Source organism: Roseateles sp. (assembly GCF_047654805.1).
Classification (GTDB): Bacteria; Pseudomonadota; Gammaproteobacteria; order Burkholderiales; family Burkholderiaceae_C; genus Pelomonas.
The window spans coordinates 3052431-3069101 of the sequence record NZ_JASGIV010000001.1 but is presented as its reverse complement, the minus strand read 5'-3'; the positions used below and the strand labels follow the sequence as shown (position 1 = coordinate 3069101).

At 67.2% G+C, this 16671-nt stretch carries 12 protein-coding genes; 8 read left to right on the top strand and 4 right to left on the bottom strand.

Annotated features, from left to right (window positions below):
* Positions 1–12 precede the first annotated feature (12 nt).
* Together QM732_RS13835 and QM732_RS13830 are read left to right on the top strand one after the other, a co-directional pair.
* A complete protein-coding gene (locus QM732_RS13835) occupies positions 13–777 on the top strand; it encodes a hypothetical protein (RefSeq protein WP_415656706.1) in 765 nt (254 codons plus the stop codon).
* A gap of 33 nt (positions 778–810) precedes the next feature.
* Positions 811–1641: a PEP-CTERM sorting domain-containing protein gene (locus QM732_RS13830; RefSeq protein ID WP_415656705.1), complete on the top strand. Its 831-nt coding sequence runs from the start codon at positions 811–813 to the stop codon at positions 1639–1641.
* Positions 1642–1657: 16 nt separating this feature from the next.
* Here QM732_RS13830 and QM732_RS13825 read toward each other — a convergent pair whose 3' ends face one another.
* From QM732_RS13825 to mfd, 3 genes are read right to left on the bottom strand one after another with little or no spacing between them, the layout of a single operon-like run.
* The gene (locus QM732_RS13825; RefSeq protein ID WP_415656704.1) at positions 1658–2374 is read right to left on the bottom strand and encodes a substrate-binding periplasmic protein; all 717 of its coding nucleotides are present in this window, start codon (positions 2372–2374) and stop codon (positions 1658–1660) included.
* Entirely contained in the window at positions 2371–3114 is a 744-nt protein-coding gene (gene serB, locus QM732_RS13820) for a phosphoserine phosphatase SerB (RefSeq protein WP_415656703.1), read from the bottom strand. The genes QM732_RS13825 and serB overlap by 4 nt, the downstream gene beginning before the upstream one ends.
* 39 nt (positions 3115–3153) lie before the next feature.
* The gene (mfd, locus tag QM732_RS13815; protein ID WP_415656702.1) at positions 3154–6621 is read right to left on the bottom strand and encodes a transcription-repair coupling factor; all 3468 of its coding nucleotides are present in this window, start codon (positions 6619–6621) and stop codon (positions 3154–3156) included.
* Between the two features lie 119 nt (positions 6622–6740).
* Between mfd and QM732_RS13810 the strand changes: the two genes are divergently transcribed.
* The 6 genes from QM732_RS13810 (at position 6741) to QM732_RS13785 (ending at position 15968) form a co-directional block, all read left to right on the top strand.
* Positions 6741–8507 (top strand): DUF885 domain-containing protein, encoded by a 1767-nt coding sequence (locus QM732_RS13810; protein WP_415656701.1) that lies wholly within the window; start codon positions 6741–6743, stop codon positions 8505–8507.
* A gap of 121 nt (positions 8508–8628) precedes the next feature.
* The gene (locus QM732_RS13805) at positions 8629–9132 is read left to right on the top strand and encodes a hypothetical protein (protein WP_415656700.1); all 504 of its coding nucleotides are present in this window, start codon (positions 8629–8631) and stop codon (positions 9130–9132) included.
* A 155-nt stretch (positions 9133–9287) separates the two neighbouring features.
* Positions 9288–10631, top strand: coding sequence for an MFS transporter (locus QM732_RS13800; protein ID WP_415656699.1), 1344 nt, complete (start codon positions 9288–9290; stop codon positions 10629–10631).
* Complete coding sequence (locus QM732_RS13795; RefSeq protein ID WP_415656698.1) at positions 10609–12438, top strand: sensor histidine kinase; 1830 nt, start codon at positions 10609–10611, stop codon at positions 12436–12438. The genes QM732_RS13800 and QM732_RS13795 overlap by 23 nt, the downstream gene beginning before the upstream one ends.
* 26 nt (positions 12439–12464) lie before the next feature.
* A complete protein-coding gene (locus QM732_RS13790) occupies positions 12465–13829 on the top strand; it encodes a sigma-54-dependent transcriptional regulator (protein ID WP_415656697.1) in 1365 nt (454 codons plus the stop codon).
* 117 nt (positions 13830–13946) lie between these two features.
* Positions 13947–15968 carry a PEP-CTERM sorting domain-containing protein gene (locus QM732_RS13785; RefSeq protein WP_415656696.1) on the top strand — a complete coding sequence of 674 codons (2022 nt, stop codon included), beginning with the start codon at positions 13947–13949 and terminating at the stop codon, positions 15966–15968.
* A 102-nt stretch (positions 15969–16070) separates the two neighbouring features.
* On the opposite strand, the gene QM732_RS13780 is transcribed toward QM732_RS13785, so the two are convergent.
* On the bottom strand, positions 16071–16670 hold the full coding sequence (locus QM732_RS13780; protein WP_415656695.1) for a chalcone isomerase family protein: 600 nt from the start codon (positions 16668–16670) through the stop codon (positions 16071–16073).
* Position 16671: the final 1 nt, after the last annotated feature.

Here is a 16671-nt window from a genome sequence, read left to right as displayed (position 1 = left end):
AAGGAGACAACCATGAAGTTCAAACGCCAACTCCTCGCTGCCCTGCTGGGCGGCGGCCTCTCTCTCGGGCAGGCCTGGGCCGGGGCGACCCAGGAGGTTGCCTATGGTTCGTTGACGGCCACGACCACGGTCACGTTCAGCGAACTCGTCGCGAGCCCCTTCGACGCAGTGCTGATCGACGGCCTGCTCAGCAGCGGTGGCGTGCTGTTCGGCGAGCGCTTCGCCGGCCAGGAGCTGGCCGTGGCGAAGGCGCCTCGCCCAGGCGCCATCGCACAGGACTGGTTCGACGATCTCAGCTTCGGCAGTCCCAGTGCGGGGCTGACGCTGTTGGCCGGGGCGCAGGGAGCCAACCTGGGTGCCTTCCACTATGGCGATGCCGATGGCGCGGCGCTAGCTGGCGTTGGCCCGCAGAACACGGATGGCAGCGACCCCTTCGGCTTTGGCGCGATCTCGGCCCGCTTCGCGTCGCCCGTCTCTGCCCTGGGCCTGCAGCTGCGCGACGCCGATGGCGGCGTGATCACGCTGAGCCTGTACCGCGACGACGGCAGCCTCATCGAGGCCGTCAGTCTCAGTGGCCGCAGCGACGGCTTCTACGCCTTCTCCCGCATCGGTGGCGCGGCCGACATTGCCGGCTTCACGTTGACGAACCGCGACAGCTACTACGGCATCGCCATCGACAACCTCGTGCTGGCCGCGGCGGTGCCCGAGCCGGCCAGCGCCGTGCTGGCCCTGGGCGGCCTGCTGGTCGTTGCCATTGCCCGCCGGCGCGCGCGCTGATTCCTCCCCACGACCATCGCAAGGAGACAAACCATGAACAAGTTCCTGACCCTGGCCGTCCTGGCCGCCACGTCCATCGGCAGCGCGCAGGGCGCCGGCACGGCGCTGAGCAACGGTGACTTCGCCTTCACCGGCCTCAACGTCAACACCACGGTGGGCGGCTGGTCCTTCGTGACCTTTGTCGACATCAGCGCCGGCACGACGATCTACTTCACCGACACCAATGTGCTGCAGACCCCCACGTCCAGCGGCGTGTTCTCGACGGCGCCAGAAACCTTCTGGTCCTGGACGGCCAGCGCCGACGTGGTGGCCGGCACATCGGTCGCACTGCTCGGCACGGGTGTCAGCGGCCAGTACACCTCGAAGTCCGGCGCGGCGGGCGGCACGCCCAACGGCACGGTGACTAACCTGAACGGCAACACGTCGAACATCTCCAGCGGTGGCGATGTCCTCTATGCCTACCAAGCCGCTTCGTACGCGACCAACTACCAGCCGGGCGCCATTACCTTCCTTGGCGCGATCAGCAACCGCGCGGCGCCCTACCCGACGTCCGACAATCCCTTCGCTGCGACAGGGCTGAGCGGCATCCAGGTGCGCGAGTTCCGTGGCAGCGTGGACACCCGCTACACGCAATTCACTGCGCAGACGAGCACGGGCGACGCGCCCTACACGTCGATGGCCGAGCTGCAGGCTGCGCTCGCAGTGGCATCGAACTGGACGACGGTCGCCTCGTCGACCTCGGCGCCTATCGTGTCCGATGTGCTGGCAGTAACCGCGGTTCCGGAGCCCGGGAGCTACGCGCTGATGCTGGCTGGCCTGGCTACCGTCGGCGGCCTGGCGCGGCGACGCTTGGCGAAGCGCTGAGCAGGCCGCGCGGCGGTCAGCGGTAGCGCGCGAGGATGCGCTCGACGCTGCCGTCGCGCACCATGTCCCTGACGGCCTGGTCCAGCCGTTCCAGGGGCAGCTCGCGCACCAGCGTGAAGGCGCAGTGCGTGCGATAGCGGGTAGTCTGCAGCGCGGCCGTCAGGCCGTCTCCGGGGTGCAGCTTGTTGTGGTACTCCAGCGTGATCTTCTCGGTCAGCGCGTAATCCACGCGATGGGCCGCCAGCTTGCGCAGGTTGATCAGCATGCTGGGGGCGTCGTCCCGCACGAACCGTGCGCCCAGCGTCTGCTCGAACTGCGGGTAGCGGTAGGCGTACACGGTGCCGAGCGGCACGCCGGCCAGCTTCTGCAGGCTGCCGACCGCCGGCGCCTGCGGGTGGGCCGCCACCACGCCCGCATGTTCCAGCACCGGCGGGCTCCAGTGAAAGTCGCCATCTATCCAGTCGCGTGCGACGTAGCAGACGCCATCGGCCCCGCCGGCCGCCAGCACCTGAGAGACGCGACGCGGCGGCACCGGCAGGTATTCGATCGTGCGGCCCAGGCGGGTGGCTAGGTTGTCGCTGATGTCCTTGACGATGCCCGCCACAAGACGGCCATGCTCGAAGCCCCCGAAGGGCATCGCATGGTTCAGCGGTGCGATGAAGCGAAGCGGCGGTTCCGCGGCCTGCGCCTGCCAGGGCAGGGCGCAGGCCAGCAGCACCGCCGCCGGCCTCATGGCCTGACGACCTCCAGTAACCGGTCCAACCCGCCCTCGTTGATGGCCACCATGGCCTGCTCGCGCACCCTGGGCTTGGCGTGATAGGCCACCGACAGGCCTGCTGCGCCCATCATGGGCAGGTCGTTGGCGCCATCGCCTACGGCCATGGCCTGTTCGGTGGAGCAGCCAATGCGCGCGCAGCAGTCCCGCAGCATCAATCGCTTCTGCTCGCCATCGCAGATGTCGCCCCAGTCCTGCATGACGAGGCGGCCGGTCAACACACTATCGACGATCTCCAGTTCGTTGCTGCGCACGAAGTCCATGCCCAGTTCGGCCGCGACGTAGCGTGTGAAGAACGTGAAGCCACCGGACACCAGTACCAGCTTCAGTCCAGCTGCCTTCATTGCCGCACACAGCTCGCGCGCTCCGGGGTTGAAGGTCAGCCGCTCGGCCAGCACCCGGTCCAGCACGCTCGCCGGCGTGCCTGCTAGCAGCGCGAGGCGGCGGCGCAGGCTGTCCTTGAAGTCGCTGATCTCACCGCGCATCGCAGCTTCGGTGATGGCCGCCACTTCCTGGCCCTTGCCTGCCAGCGTGGCGATCTCGTCGATGCACTCGATGCCGATCAGCGTCGAGTCCATGTCGAAGGCGGCGAGCTTGAAGAAGGCCAGCGGTGGCAGGGTGGGGCCGGCGTTGACGACGAGGCCGGCGGAAGCGGTGGAAGTCACGGGGTGCGGGAGTGAAGCGGGACTGCGGTCCATTATCCCGATGACGACCGCCCACGACCCACCGCAGCGCGGCTAGGCTGCCTTCACCGGCTGGCCCAGCAGTCTGAGCACCTCGCGCACGGCCTGCGCGCGATCCTGCGGGCTGGACAGCGCCTTCTCCACGCGCAGCTTCTCGTTGCCGACCAGCTTGATGTTGCGGTTCTTCTGCACCAGCTCAATGACGCGCATGGGATCGATGGGCGGATTCGGGCGGAAGTTGATGTTGATGATGCCGGGCGTCGCATCGACCTTGACGACGCCGTAGGGCTTGGCCAGCACTCGAAGCCGGTGCAGGTCGAACAGCGTCTGGCCCTGCGTCGGCAACTTGCCGAAGCGGTCGGTGATCTCCTCAAGCATTGCATCGATCTGCTCCGGCTTCTCGGCCGTGGCCAGGCGCTTGTACAGGCTCAGCCGTACCTGCACGTCGCCGCAGTAGGCGTCGGGCAGCAGCGCGGGTGCGTGCAGGTTGATCTCGGTGTTGGTGGAGAACGCGCCAGTGGGCGAAAGCAGGTCGGGTTCGCGGCCGGACTTCAGCGCGCGCACCGCCTCGTTCAGCATGTCGTTGTAGAGCTGGAAGCCGATCTCCATCATGTTGCCGCTCTGGTTGTCGCCCAGCACTTCGCCTGCACCGCGGATTTCCAGGTCGTGCATCGCCAGATAGAAGCCCGAGCCCAACTCCTCCATTGCCTGGATTGCATCCAGCCGCTGTGTGGCCTGCTTCGTCAGGCCCTGGATGTCCGGCACCATGAGGTAGGCGTAGGCTTGGTGATGGCTGCGGCCCACGCGGCCACGCAGCTGGTGCAGCTGCGCGAGGCCGAACTTGTCGGCGCGGCTGATGACGATGGTGTTGGCGCTGGGAACGTCGATGCCCGTCTCGATGATGGTGGAGCACAGCAGCAGGTTGTGCTTGCCCTGCACGAACTCGCGCATGACGCGCTCCAGCTCGCGTTCGGGCATCTGGCCGTGGGCGACGACGATACGTGCCTCGGGCAGAAGCTCCTCCAGCTTCTGGCGCCGGTTCTCGATGGTCTCCACCTCGTTGTGAAGGAAGTAGACCTGACCACCGCGTTTCAGCTCACGCAGCACGGCCTCTCGTATCGTGCCGCTGCTCTCGGCACGTACGAAGGTCTTGATCGCCAGCCGGCGCTGCGGCGCGGTGGCGATGACGCTGAGGTCCCGCAGCCCCTCAAGTGCCATGCCCAGCGTGCGCGGGATGGGCGTGGCCGTCAAGGTCAGCACGTCGACCTCGGCGCGCATGGCCTTCATCGCCTCCTTGTGGCGCACGCCGAAGCGGTGTTCCTCGTCGATGACCAGCAGGCCCAGCCGGTTGAACTTGACCTCGGCGGACAGCAGCTTGTGCGTGCCGACGACGATGTCGATGCTGCCGTCGGCGATGCCTTCCATCGCAGCCTTGATCTCCTTTGCCGAGCGGAAGCGGCTCATCTCCGCGACCTTGACCGGCCAGGCGCCGAAGCGGTCGGCGATGTTTTGGTAGTGCTGCTCGGCCAGCAGCGTCGTCGGCGCCAGGATTGCGACCTGCTTGCCACCCATCACGGCGACGAAGGCCGCGCGCAGTGCCACCTCTGTCTTGCCGAAGCCGACGTCGCCGCAGACCAGGCGGTCCATCGGCTTGGGGCTGATCATGTCCTGGATGACTGCGTGGATTGCGGCGCGCTGGTCGGGCGTCTCCTCGAAGCCGAAGCTTGCTGCAAAGGCCTCGTAGTCGTGGCCCGAGTACCTGAACGCATGCCCCTCGCGCGCCGCGCGGCGCGCGTAAAGGTTCAGCAGCTCGGCGGCCGTATCGCGCACCTGCTCCGCGGCCTTGCGCTTGGCCTTCTCCCACTGTCCGCTGCCCAGTTTGTGCAGCGGAGCCTCCTCAGCCGAAACCCCGGTGTAGCGGCCGATAAGGTGCAGTTGCGCGACCGGGACATACAGCGTCGCCTTGTCCGCGTACTCCAGGTGCAGGAACTCGCTCTTCTGACCGTCGCCCAGGTCGATGTTGACGAGGCCCTGGTAGCGGCCGATACCGTGGTTGATGTGCACGACCGGGTCACCAACCTTCAGCTCGGACAAGTCCTTGATCAGCGCATTGACGTCGCTGACCTGTTCCTGCTTGCGGCGGCGCCGCGTCGTGGGCGTCGTCGCGAACAGCTCGGTCTCGGTGATGAGCTGCAGAGGCCGCGCCGGGTCGTTCCAGAAGAAGCCGGCGGCCAGCGGCGCTGCCGTGATGGCGTACTTTTCGTCGCCTTCCCAGAAATCGGCCAGGTTGGCTACGGACGGTGGATCGATCTTGTGGTCGCGCAGTTGCTCCAGCAGGCTCTCGCGCCGACCTTCGCTTTCGGCCAGCAGCAGCACGCGGTGCGGTGTGTTCTTGAGATGTGCCTCCAGCCGCGCCAGCGGCTCCTGCACACCTCGCTCGACACTGACGTCAGGCAGCGGCCGCGCGAAGTCCACTGGCTCGCTTCCACGCACGGACAGCACCGCATGCGGGTGCGTCAGGCCAAAGAAGTCTTCCGTCGTCAGGAAGATGTCTGCGGGCGGCAGCAACGGCCGCTCGGGATCGTGCTGCAGGAAGCGATGGCGCTCCTTGGTGTCGGTCCAGAAGCGCTGGATAGCCTCATCGACCTCTCCATGCAGCGCCAGCCCAGCCTCGGCACCCAGGTAATCGAACACCGTGGCGGTCTGCTCAAAGAAGATGGGTAGGTAGTACTCGATGCCGCCGGATGCGATGCCATCGCCGATGTCGCGGTAGAGGCGTGACTTGCTTGGGTCGCCGTCCATCTTCTCCCGCCAGCGGTTGCGGAAGGCCTTGCGCGCGGCCTCGTCCATCGGGAACTCGCGGCCGGGAAGCAGGCGCACGTCGGGCACCGGATAGAGGCTGCGCTGACTGTCCGGGTCGAAGACGCGGATGGAGTCCACCTCGTCGCCGAACAGGTCGACGCGGTAGGGCACGTTTGAGCCCATGGGAAACAGGTCGATCAGGCCGCCGCGCACAGCGTACTCACCAGGCTGAACCACCTGGCTGACATTTGTGTAGCCGGCCAAGGTGAGCTGCGCGCGCAGCGAGGCTTCGTCGAGCCGCTGCTTCTGCCTGAAGTTGAACGTCGTAGCGGCCAGGAAACTTGGCGGCGCCAGTCGCGTCAGCGCCGTCGCGGCCGGCATCAACACGACGTCGATGCTCTTACTCTTCTTCGCCTGCAGGAGCTCCCATAGCGTGGCCAGCCGCTCGGAGATCAGGTCCTGATGCGGGCTGAAGCTGTCGTAGGGCAGGGTCTCCCAGTCCGGGAAAACGGCCACCTTCAGCTCCGGCGCGAAGAACTTCAGCTCGTCCTCCAATCGCTGTGTGTCGCCAGGCTCGGCCGTGAAGATGGCGGCCAGCCGGCCGGCGTCACGCTGCTGCTGCACGAAGCGCGCGAGCAGCAGGGCATCGGCCGAGCCGATGGGACGGGAATGGGTGAATTTCTTGCCCGGCTGGATGACCGGCAGCGAGGGGAGCGTCATGCGGACCTACAAACGACAACAGCCCCGAAGCGGGGCTTGGGGGAATTCTATGGAAGCCATGCCCTTTGGCTGTTCGTCAGGGTCATGGCTAGCATGCGCACTTCCTAACTGGAGAACTCATGCGCCGTCGTCTTGCCCTGAGCCTGCTTGCCGCGAGCCTGCCCGTTTGGGCCACGCCGACAGAGAGCGAACGCTTCCACCGGTGGCTTGACGCCCAGTGGGAGTTGACCCTGCAGCGCCAGCCGGTACTGGCCACCTCGTTGGGCGATCCGCGCTACAACGATCGCCTTGTCGACACCACGACTGCGGCCTATCGTGCCCAGGCCAGACGCGAGCTGAAGCAGACGCTGAAGGGCCTGTCAGCCTTCAGGAAGGACAAGCTTGATCCCAAGGACCGTGTCTCCTACAGCATCCTCAAGCTCGACCTGGAGCAGGACCTGGCCGGTGAGCGCTTTCCGGACTGGATGCAACCCATCAGCCAGATTGGCGGCCTGCCCAGCTTCCTGGCCCAGATGGGCACCGGCCAGTCCATCCAGCCCTTCAAGACGACCAAGGACTACGACGACTGGCTCAAGCGTCTTACCCTGGCCGTGCCCTTGCTCGATGGCACCATCGCCAACATGCGCGACGGCCTCAAGGCCGGCGTGACCCAGCCCAGGGCTGTTATGGAGAAGGTGCTGCCGCAGCTGGCAGCGCTGGCGGTGACCGATCCAGAGAAGAGTCTGTTCTGGGGCCCGATCAAGACCTTCCCTGAGGCCGTGCCGGCCGCGGACCGCGAGCGCATCACAGCAGCAATGCGCGAGTTGCTGTCCACCGGGGTGCTGCCAGCCTATGCCCGGCTGCTGGCCTTCGTGCGCGACGAGTACACACCCAAGGCGCGCACCAGCACGGCCTGGTCGGCACTGCCCGATGGCAAGGCCTGGTACGCGCAGCGCGTGCGGCAGTCGACCACCGTGGCGCTGACACCCGACGAGATCCACGAGATCGGCCTGAAGGAGGTCGCGCGCATCCTCGGGGAGATGGAGTCCGTGCGTCGTCAGGTGGGCTATCAGGGCGACTTGAAGGCCTTCTTCAAGTACCTGCAGGACGATCCGAAGTTTTACTTCAGCAAACCGGAGGACCTGCTGGCAGGCTACCGCGAGCTGCAAAAGAGAATCAACGGTCTGACGCCCAAGCTGTTCGACATCGCTCCAAAGGCCGACTACGAGGTGCGCGAGGTCGAGGCTTTCCGCGCCGAGAGCGCCGCGGGAGGCTCCTACCAGAGCCCGTCCAGTGACGGCTCTCGCCCAGGTGTCTTTTACGTCAACACCTTCAACCTGAAGGCCCAGCCGATCTTCGGCATGGAGACGCTGTCGCTGCACGAGGCCTCGCCGGGGCATCACTTCCAGATCTCCATCGCTCAGGAGGACAAGGCACTGCCCAAGTTCCGCCGCTACGGCAGCCACTACACGGCCTATGTGGAGGGCTGGGCGCTGTACGCCGAGAGCCTGGGCAAGGAATTGGGCCTGTTCACAGACCCCTACCAGTGGTACGGCCGCCTGTCGGACGAGCAGTTGCGTGCGATGCGTCTGGTCGTGGACACCGGCTTGCATGCCAAGGGCTGGACGCGCGAGCGTGCCATCCAGTACATGCTGGACAACTCGTCCATGGCCGAGAGCGACGTCATCTCCGAAGTCGAGCGCTACATCGTCTGGCCCGGCCAGGCACTGGGCTACAAGATCGGCCAGTTGGAGATCACCCAGCTGCGGGCCGAAGCCCAGGCGGCACTTGGGCCGAAGTTCGACGTCAAGGGCTTCCACCGCGTCGTGCTGACGGCCGGCCAGGTGCCGCTGCCGGTGCTGCGCGAGCTGGTGCAGGACTGGGTGGCCAGGCGCAAGGCTGGTTGAAGCGGCCGTCGGCGGGAGGTGCAGCCTGTCCCCGCCGCATCGCAGCCTGTCGCGTCCGCGTGGCGGCCGGGCGTGGCGCTGCGTACCGTCATGCCCTGACACCAACGCTCAGGAGATCGACATGACCAAGCGCTGCAGCGTCGCTGCACTGACCCTCGTGCTGGCTGCATCCACCGCCTCTGCTGGCGACAGCGACTTCAGCCTGGGCGTCGAGGGCCACAGCCGCACGGAGGCCGCCGACGTGGGCTTGCCGGTCTACGCCGGTGCCGTGCCATTCGAGGAAGGCGGCGGCGACAGAGCCTCCGTCACGCTGGGCGCATGGGCCGGCAAGTTCGGGCTCAAGGTGGATGCCATGAAATTCCGCTCCGCTGCGGCGCCCGAGCGCGTGGCCGGCTTCTACGCCAAGGCGCTGGGCCGCTATGGCGACGTGCTGGATTGTCGCGACCCGGCTGCCCGCGTGAAACAACCAAAGGACTCCGACAAGCTCAGTTGCGAAGGCAACGAGCCCAAGCCCGGCGACTACGAGTACCGCGTTGGCACGGCCAAGAATTTCCGCGTCGTCAGTGTGAGGCGCGACGGCGACGGTACGCGCTTCGACATGGCCCGGGTCGACCTGCGCTTTTAACGGCGGAATGTCGCCAGCGGCGGCAACCGACCGGTCGGTAGTGGCGGAAAGTCGCCGAATCCGGCCGAAATCCGCCGCGCCAGCCTGGGGCTGCACGATGCACGAAGTTGGCACGCAAGCTGCTCATCCTGGGGCACACAAACCCAGGAGACAGCATGTCTGCGATCCATCCCACGACTTCGGCGGCGAAGCCGGGCGCTGCGACCGACCACATCGAGCTTAAGCGCGTCAAGGCCATCTTCGTCGGCTCCATCGGCAACCTCGTCGAGTGGTACGACTTCTACTGCTACGCAGCCTTTTCGCTGTACTTCTCGTCGGCGTTCTTCCCGTCCAGCGACCCGGTGGCGCAGTCCATGTCCACCGCAGCCATCTTTGCGCTGGGCTTCTTCGTGCGCCCCATTGGCGGGCTGCTGTTCGGCTACATCGGCGACCGCCATGGCCGCCGCCTGGCGTTGATGACCTCGGTGATGCTGATGTGCGGTGGCTCGCTGCTGATTGCCTGTTCGCCCACCTACGCTGCGGTGGGCGTCTGGGCACCGGCCATCCTGCTGATCGCACGATTGCTGCAAGGCCTGAGCCTTGGCGGTGAATACGGTTCCAGCGCGACCTACCTTTCCGAGATGGCCACGTCCAAGCATCGCGGCTTCTATTCCAGCTTCCAGTACGTGACGCTGATCGGTGGCCAGCTGACGGCGCTGGTCGTGTTGCTGGTGCTGCAGAACTTCGTGCTCGACACGGCGGAGCTCAAGGCCTGGGGCTGGCGCATCCCGTTCTTCATCGGTGCGGGCCTGGCCATCGTCGCGTTGATCATGCGTTCTGATCTGCCCGAGACTCAGGCCTTCGAGAAGCAGCGCAAGCAGGGGAAGGACCGCATGGGCGGCTTCAAGCTGCTGATGCAGCACCCGCGGGAATGCCTGATCGTCATTGGCTTGACCATGGGGGGCACGCTGGCCTTTTACGTCTACACCACCTACATGCAAAAGTTCCTGAAGCTGTCGGTAGGGCTGACGGATGCGCAGACCACGGCCGTCTCCGCCGCCAGCCTGGTGTTCGCGGCGTTGCTGCAGCCACTGTACGGGGCGCTGTCGGACAAGATCGGCCGCAAGCCCCTGCTGCTGGGCTTCGCCATCCTGGGCACGCTGTTCACGGTGCCGTTGCTGACGGCTATCCGCCACGCCCAAGGCCCGTGGGAGGCCTTCGGTTTGATCGCCTGCGCCTGGCTCATCGTCAGCGGCTACACCTCCATCAACGCGGTCGTGAAGGCCGAGCTCTTCCCGGCCTCCATCCGTGCCACCGGCGTGGGCGTGCCCTATGCCATCGCCGTGTCGGTGTTCGGCGGCAGTGCCGAGTACATCGCGCTGTGGTTCAAGCAGCAAGGCATGGAGAGTGGCTTCTATTGGTACGCTACCGCAGTGATCGCCTGCTCGCTGCTCGTCTACCTGTTGATGCGTGACACGCGCCGGCATTCGAGGATCGATGCCGAAGCCGCCCAACACTGAGGACTCCGCCGCCGCTCGCCGTTGGCGGCGCAGCCTTGCGCTGCTGCTGGGCGTGATGCTGGGTGGTGCCGCGGTGGCCTACGGCGCGTGGCGGCTGTCGCTCGACCTGGCCCTCGCCCAGACCCAGGACGACGCCCAGCGCCACCTGCGTTTCGTCGCGCACGAGCTCACCGGTGCGCTCGACAAGTACGAGGCCGTGCCCCAGGTGCTGGCCCGCCACCCGGCGCTGGCCGGGCTGCTGGCGCAGCCGACCTCCCAGGTCCGTGTGGCGGAGGTCAACGCGCTGCTCGTCGACGTGGCGCGGGACGCCGCTGCGGCGGCCATCTTCCTCATCGACGCGAAAGGCCTGACGCTGGCCTCCAGCAACTGGCGCGACAACCAGACGTTCGTGGGGCAGAACTACGCCTACCGGCCCTACTTCCGCGATGCGATGGCCAGCGGTGGCGGGCATTTCTATGCCCGGGGGTCCACGACCGGTACGCCCGGCTACTTCATCGCGCACCGCCTCGGTCAGGCCGCGGGTGTTGTCGTGTTGAAAGTGTCCCTCGACGAGATGGAATCCAACTGGGCCCGTAGCGCTGGCGACCTGATGCTGGCCGATGCGCGCGGTGTTGTTTTCCTCGCCAGCCGTCCCGAGTGGAAGTACCGCACGCTGCGCCCCCTGACCGCCGCTGCACGCGCCGAGCTGCACGAGACACAGCAGTATGGCGACCTGCCGCTGGCCTCGCTGGCGCGAGAGCCCTCGCGTGTGTCGGACGATTTGCGCGTGGAACGCGTGGCCACGGCCTCCGCCCGACTGCGCGCGCTGGTCACCGAGCTGCCCGTCGAAGGCCGGGGCTGGACATTGCTGTCCTTCACCGAGATCCGTGGCGCCGAGCAGATCGCCGCCGGCCGCGCCTGGGCCGCGGCGCTGGGTTGGGTGTCGCTGCTGCTGCTGCTGGCCTACCTGCAGCTGCGCCGCCGCCGCGCCCGTGAGCGTCTGGCTGCTCAGGGCGAGCTGCGTGCCGCCTACGACAGCCTTGAGGCGCGCATCGCCGAGCGCACGCAGGAATTGCAGGCACGCGTGGACGAACTGCATCGCATCGAACGCACGCTGCGCGCGACCCAGGACGAGCTGGTGCAAGCCGGCAAGCTGGCCGTGCTGGGTCAGATGGCCGCCAGCATCACGCACGAGATCAACCAACCACTGGCGGCGCTGCGGGCGCTGAACGACAACGCCCGTGTCTTCCTGGAGCGCGGCATGCAGGCCGATGCCGTGGGCAACCTGGAGGCGATCGACAGCCTCACACAGCGCATCGCCGCCATCGTGGCCCAGCTCAAGGGGTTTGCGCGGCGCGACGAGTTGCGCGTGCAGCCTGTGCAGGTGGCGACCGCCTTCCAGGCCGCGGTTGCCCTCGTCGGCGCTGAGGCACGCCGCCAGCGCGTGACTCTGGCGTGCCCACAGGTGCCAGAAGGCCTTGCCGTGCTGGGCCAGCAGGTACGCGTGGAGCAGGTGCTCGTCAACCTGCTGCGCAACGGCATCGATGCGAGCGCGGAGCAGGGCGGCGGCACGGTCACGCTGCAGGCCGAGGTTGATGCTGCTGCCGGCCAGGCGCTGCTGCGCGTGACCGACGATGGCCCGGGCCTGAGCGACGACGTGCAGGCCCGCCTCTTCGAACCCTTCTTCACCACCAAGCGCCGCGGCGAGGGGCTGGGCCTGGGCCTGTCTATCTCCGCCTCCATCGCCAACGCACTGGGTGGCTCGCTGCAAGGCGGCAATCGCGAGGGCGGCGGCGCACAGTTCACGCTCAGGCTTCCTCTCGCTTGATTGCAGGATCCCCCGACAATTCCACGATGGCTTGGACCGAACCTGTTGATGTGCTGCTCGTCGAGGACGACGAGCATGTCCGCCTGGCCACCACGCAGAGCCTGCGTCTTGCCGGCCTGCAGGTTCAGTCCGTCGATTCGGCCGAGGCCGCGCGGGCCTGGTTGCAACCGGGATTCGCCGGCGTGGTCGTCTGCGACGTGCAACTGCCCGGCGACAGCGGCCTCGTGCTGCTGCACTCGCTGCGTGAGCAGGACCACGAGCTGCCCGTCATCCTCGTCACCGGTCACGGCGACATCGGCATGGCCGTGGAGGCGATGCGGGATGGCGCCTGGGACTTCATCGAGAAGCCGTTCTCTGCCGAGCATCTGGTGGAGGTGGTGCGTCGTGCGCTGGCCCAGCGCCGGCTGGTGCTGGAGAACCGCAGGCTGAAGGCGCAGCTGGGCGGCGGGCCGGCTGACGGGCTGCTCGGCGCCAGCGCCGCAATGGAGCAGGTTCGCACGCTGATCACTACGCTGGGGCCTGCGCGCGTGGACGTGCTGATCCACGGCGAGACCGGTACCGGCAAGGAGGTCGTGGCCCGCGCGCTGCATGCGGCCAGCGGCTCGCGTGGGCCTTTCGTTGCGATCAACTGTGGCGCATTGCCAGAAAGCGTGTTCGAGTCCGAGATCTTTGGCGCTGAGGCTGGCGCCTACACGGGAGCCAACAAGCGTCGCATCGGCAAGCTGGAGTTCGCGGGCGACGGCACGGTCTTCCTTGATGAGATCGAGTCCATGCCGATGGCGCTGCAGGTGAAGATGCTGCGCGTGCTGCAGGAGCGCAGCGTGGAGCGGCTGGGAGCCAATACGGCCCAGCCGCTGGCCTGCCGCATCGTCGCGGCGACCAAGGTCGACCTGCTGGACATGGCAAAGGACGGCCGCTTTCGCGAGGACTTGTTCTACCGCCTGGATGTGGCCAGCGTCGTGTTGCCACCTCTGCGCCAGCGTCGCGAGGACATCCCTGTGCTATTGAGCCATTTCTGCGCTCAGGCCGGCGAGCGTCTGCAGCGCACGGTGCCGGCCTGGAGCAGCGCCCAGCTCGCCGCCTGGCAGGCGCGTGACTGGCCGGGCAATGTGCGTGAGCTGCGCAACTTCGCCGAGCGCTGGGTGTTGGGCCTGCTGACCGAGGCGGCACCGCCTGCGCTGCCTTCCGCGAGCGCCGAGCCCGCGGCCCTGCCGCAGGCGCCGTTGGACGAGGCCCTGGCATCGGTGGAGCGCCAATGGATCGTGCAGGCGTTGCGGGAGAGTGGCGGCAATATCGCCAAGGCCGGTGAACGCCTGGGCCTTGCGCGCAAGACGCTGCATGACCGCATCCGCCGTCTCGGGCTGGACGCCGATGCCTACCGCGGCACCTGAGCCGCCGATGTGACACGGCGATGAAATCGGAGCCCGCCACAGGGCCCCGGTTGCGTGGTGCACGGCGGCGGGGCGCGTCGATAACGTGACGGGCTTTTACCTGTCCCCGCGCCCACCATGATGCTTCGTTCCGCCCCGATCGCTTGCGCCCGCCGCTGGCACCCCATTGCGCTGGCCTGCCTGGCCGCGGTGCAACTGTCCGCCCAGGCTGCCAGCTTCTCGATCACAGGTTCGTCCAGTACGGCACAGAGCCTGGGCGCGTCGCAGACCGGCAACGTGGCTGCCGGCGGATCTCTGACCGTGTCGGGGTCCACGGTCGCGGTGACGGTCACCGGCAACAGCGCCAGTCTGACGAACCTCGGCAGCATCACGCAGACCGGCAGCGGCCGAGTCATCCGCGACAACACCGGCGTGAGCGGCCTCGTCATCACCAACGGCAGCACCGGCAGCGCGACAGCGTTGCTGCAGGCAGCTGACGGCGACGTCATCCAGATGAACAAGAGCCCTGCCAGCGTGGTGCTGCACAACTACGGGCAGATGATCTCGCTGAATGCGTCGGCGGCGGGCAACCAGGTCGTGGACTTCAATGCCATCGCTAGCGGCAGCAACATCGTCAACAACTACGTCGGTGCGCTGATGAAGTCGTACGAGGCCGATGCGGTGAGACCGGGTGTCAACGGGGTCGTCAACAACGGGGGCACCATCCAGTCGATCACGACGACAGGCTCCAGCAGCGACGGCATCGACGGTCAGGCCAACTCTGGCATCCAGGTCGTCAACGCCGGCCTGGTGCAGGGCGGCCGCCATGGCATCACCGGCGGCCAGGACACGGCCCTGTTGACGCACACCATGTCGATCGCCAACCAGGCCGGCGGAATCATCCAGGGCAACAACGGTTCGGGCCTTAACCTGGATGGCTTCAACGGCCTGCAGGTCGTGACCGTCCACAACGCCGGCACCATCGTAGGCCGGGGCGTCACGGGCGATGGCGATGGCGTGGACGTCGACGGCGTCGTGATGCTTACCAACACGGCCACCGGCATCATTCGCTCGGCCAACTCCTTCAGTGCAGTGGCCTCGGGCCTTGCCTACAGCGAGGCCATTTCGGTGGGGGGCGGCAGCATCACCAATGCCGGCCTTATCGAAGGCCTGGTGGCCGCGGGCAATACCAACGCGGTGGGCCGCGGCGTCTCGCTGGTGGGCAACGACATCACCAGTGGCGTGAACGCTGGCCAACGCGAAGCCATCTATGCGAACGCCGTCGTCGTCAACCAGGCCGGTGGCGTCATCCGAGGCCAGAGCGATGCCGCCATCTATGCCGGCGGCCTGAACGGCAGTGGCCGCACGGTCAGCATCCAGAACGATGCCGGCGCGACGCTGGCGGGGGGCGCGGGCAGCGCGGCCCTTGTCGTCACGAACGACTACGCGACGACGATCGTCAATCACGGCCTCATCGACGGCAGTGCAAGCGGCAAGGCCATCCAGTTGGGCAGCGGCCAGAACAGCGTCACGCTTGCCGGCGGCCAGGCCCAGGTACTGGGCAGCATTGATGGCGGTTCGGGCGGAGCCAACGCCCTGCGCATCGATCCGGGCGCGGGCGAGAGCTTCGCCTACGCTTCGTCGCTGTCGAACTTCGCCGTCGTGCGGATCGCCAGTGGCCGCGTCGTGCTGAGCGGCGAGAACCACGTCAACGGCAAGACCGTCATTGCCAGCGGCGCGGTGCTGGAGCTGGCCGGGGCCCAGCGCCTGGACGCGGCCGGTGCCCTGGAGCTGGCTGGTGGCCAACTGGTGCTGGGTGGCGAGCAGAGCTTCGCCGAGCTGGTACTTAGCGCCAGCTCGGCAATCGACCTCGGCAGCTCGACGCTTAGCTTCGGTGCGCTGGGCGACGTCGCCGCCGGTGCGACGCTGAGTGTCGTCGGCAACGGCAACTACGCCCTGCGCTTCAGCGGCAACCAGCTCGGCGAGGCCAGCTTCCAGAGCCTGCTGGCGGGCCTGACCGTCAACGGGCAGCACGCCACCGCGTCCTTTGACGGTGTCTATACGGGCATCAGTGCCGTGCCGGAGCCGGCCACGGTGCTGATGCTGGCGCTGGGCCTGGCGGTCCTGGCCTTCAGGCAACGGGCGGCGCAGCGAGGCTGAGGGGGCGGCTGGAGCTGGGACGCGCCTCATCCCTCCGGCTTGCTGTCCTGATGACCCTCCTTGCGCGTCGGATGGGCCTCAAAGCCCATCCTTGGCCGCACTTCAGTCCTTTCCGCCGTCCAGCAGCGCGTCGCGCAGCTGCGTGTCGGCGGGCGAATCACCGAACCAGATGCGCAGCACCAGCGTGAAGAACTCGTCGTCGCCGACAGGTTCGCCCTGGGGTTGCCCCTGGATGTAGAACTGAGTGCCTTTGCCCGGCACGAAGTCCATTGCGAAGGTGTCGCCGGGGGCCAGCTTGGGCTTGCCAGAGAAGATCTCGATGAGGCGGGTCGTTGCCAGCGTGTGGCGGGTCATCTGCTGGCTGGGCGTGTTGTCGCTCATGCCACGCAGGAAAAGCCGGCCCAGGTCGGTGCCTTGCAGCTCGCGCAGTGCCGTGAACTGTAGACGCTTGGGGCCGGTCAGAGCCAGCAGCTCTGCTGGCGTGGTGGCGCGCTTGGTGGTGTACAGGGCCATGTCGTAGGCCTTGAAAACCAGCCGTACCCGCGTGCCCTTGCCGTTGAGCAGCAGCGCGCTGCCGCCCAGTTGGGCCGTGGGCTCGAACTTGTGCACCGTCGTGGCGGCACCGGCCTGCAGGCACAGGGCCGAGCCGGCGATCAGGGTGGCCATGCGCAGGCGCGAGGCCCGCAGTCGAAGCTGAATCATG

What these genes read in the sequence shown, in the direction of transcription:
- QM732_RS13835 (WP_415656706.1), top strand. Translation starts at nt 13, where the DNA reads ATGAAGTTCAAACGCCAACTCCTCGCTGCCCTGCTGGGCGGCGGCCTC.
- QM732_RS13830 (WP_415656705.1), top strand. Translation starts at nt 811, where the DNA reads ATGAACAAGTTCCTGACCCTGGCCGTCCTGGCCGCCACGTCCATCGGC.
- QM732_RS13825 (WP_415656704.1), bottom strand. Translation starts at nt 2,374, where the DNA reads ATGAGGCCGGCGGCGGTGCTGCTGGCCTGCGCCCTGCCCTGGCAGGCG.
- serB (WP_415656703.1), bottom strand. Translation starts at nt 3,114, where the DNA reads ATGGACCGCAGTCCCGCTTCACTCCCGCACCCCGTGACTTCCACCGCT.
- mfd (WP_415656702.1), bottom strand. Translation starts at nt 6,621, where the DNA reads ATGACGCTCCCCTCGCTGCCGGTCATCCAGCCGGGCAAGAAATTCACC.
- QM732_RS13810 (WP_415656701.1), top strand. Translation starts at nt 6,741, where the DNA reads ATGCGCCGTCGTCTTGCCCTGAGCCTGCTTGCCGCGAGCCTGCCCGTT.
- QM732_RS13805 (WP_415656700.1), top strand. Translation starts at nt 8,629, where the DNA reads ATGACCAAGCGCTGCAGCGTCGCTGCACTGACCCTCGTGCTGGCTGCA.
- QM732_RS13800 (WP_415656699.1), top strand. Translation starts at nt 9,288, where the DNA reads ATGTCTGCGATCCATCCCACGACTTCGGCGGCGAAGCCGGGCGCTGCG.
- QM732_RS13795 (WP_415656698.1), top strand. Translation starts at nt 10,609, where the DNA reads ATGCCGAAGCCGCCCAACACTGAGGACTCCGCCGCCGCTCGCCGTTGG.
- QM732_RS13790 (WP_415656697.1), top strand. Translation starts at nt 12,465, where the DNA reads ATGGCTTGGACCGAACCTGTTGATGTGCTGCTCGTCGAGGACGACGAG.
- QM732_RS13785 (WP_415656696.1), top strand. Translation starts at nt 13,947, where the DNA reads ATGATGCTTCGTTCCGCCCCGATCGCTTGCGCCCGCCGCTGGCACCCC.
- QM732_RS13780 (WP_415656695.1), bottom strand. Translation starts at nt 16,670, where the DNA reads ATGATTCAGCTTCGACTGCGGGCCTCGCGCCTGCGCATGGCCACCCTG.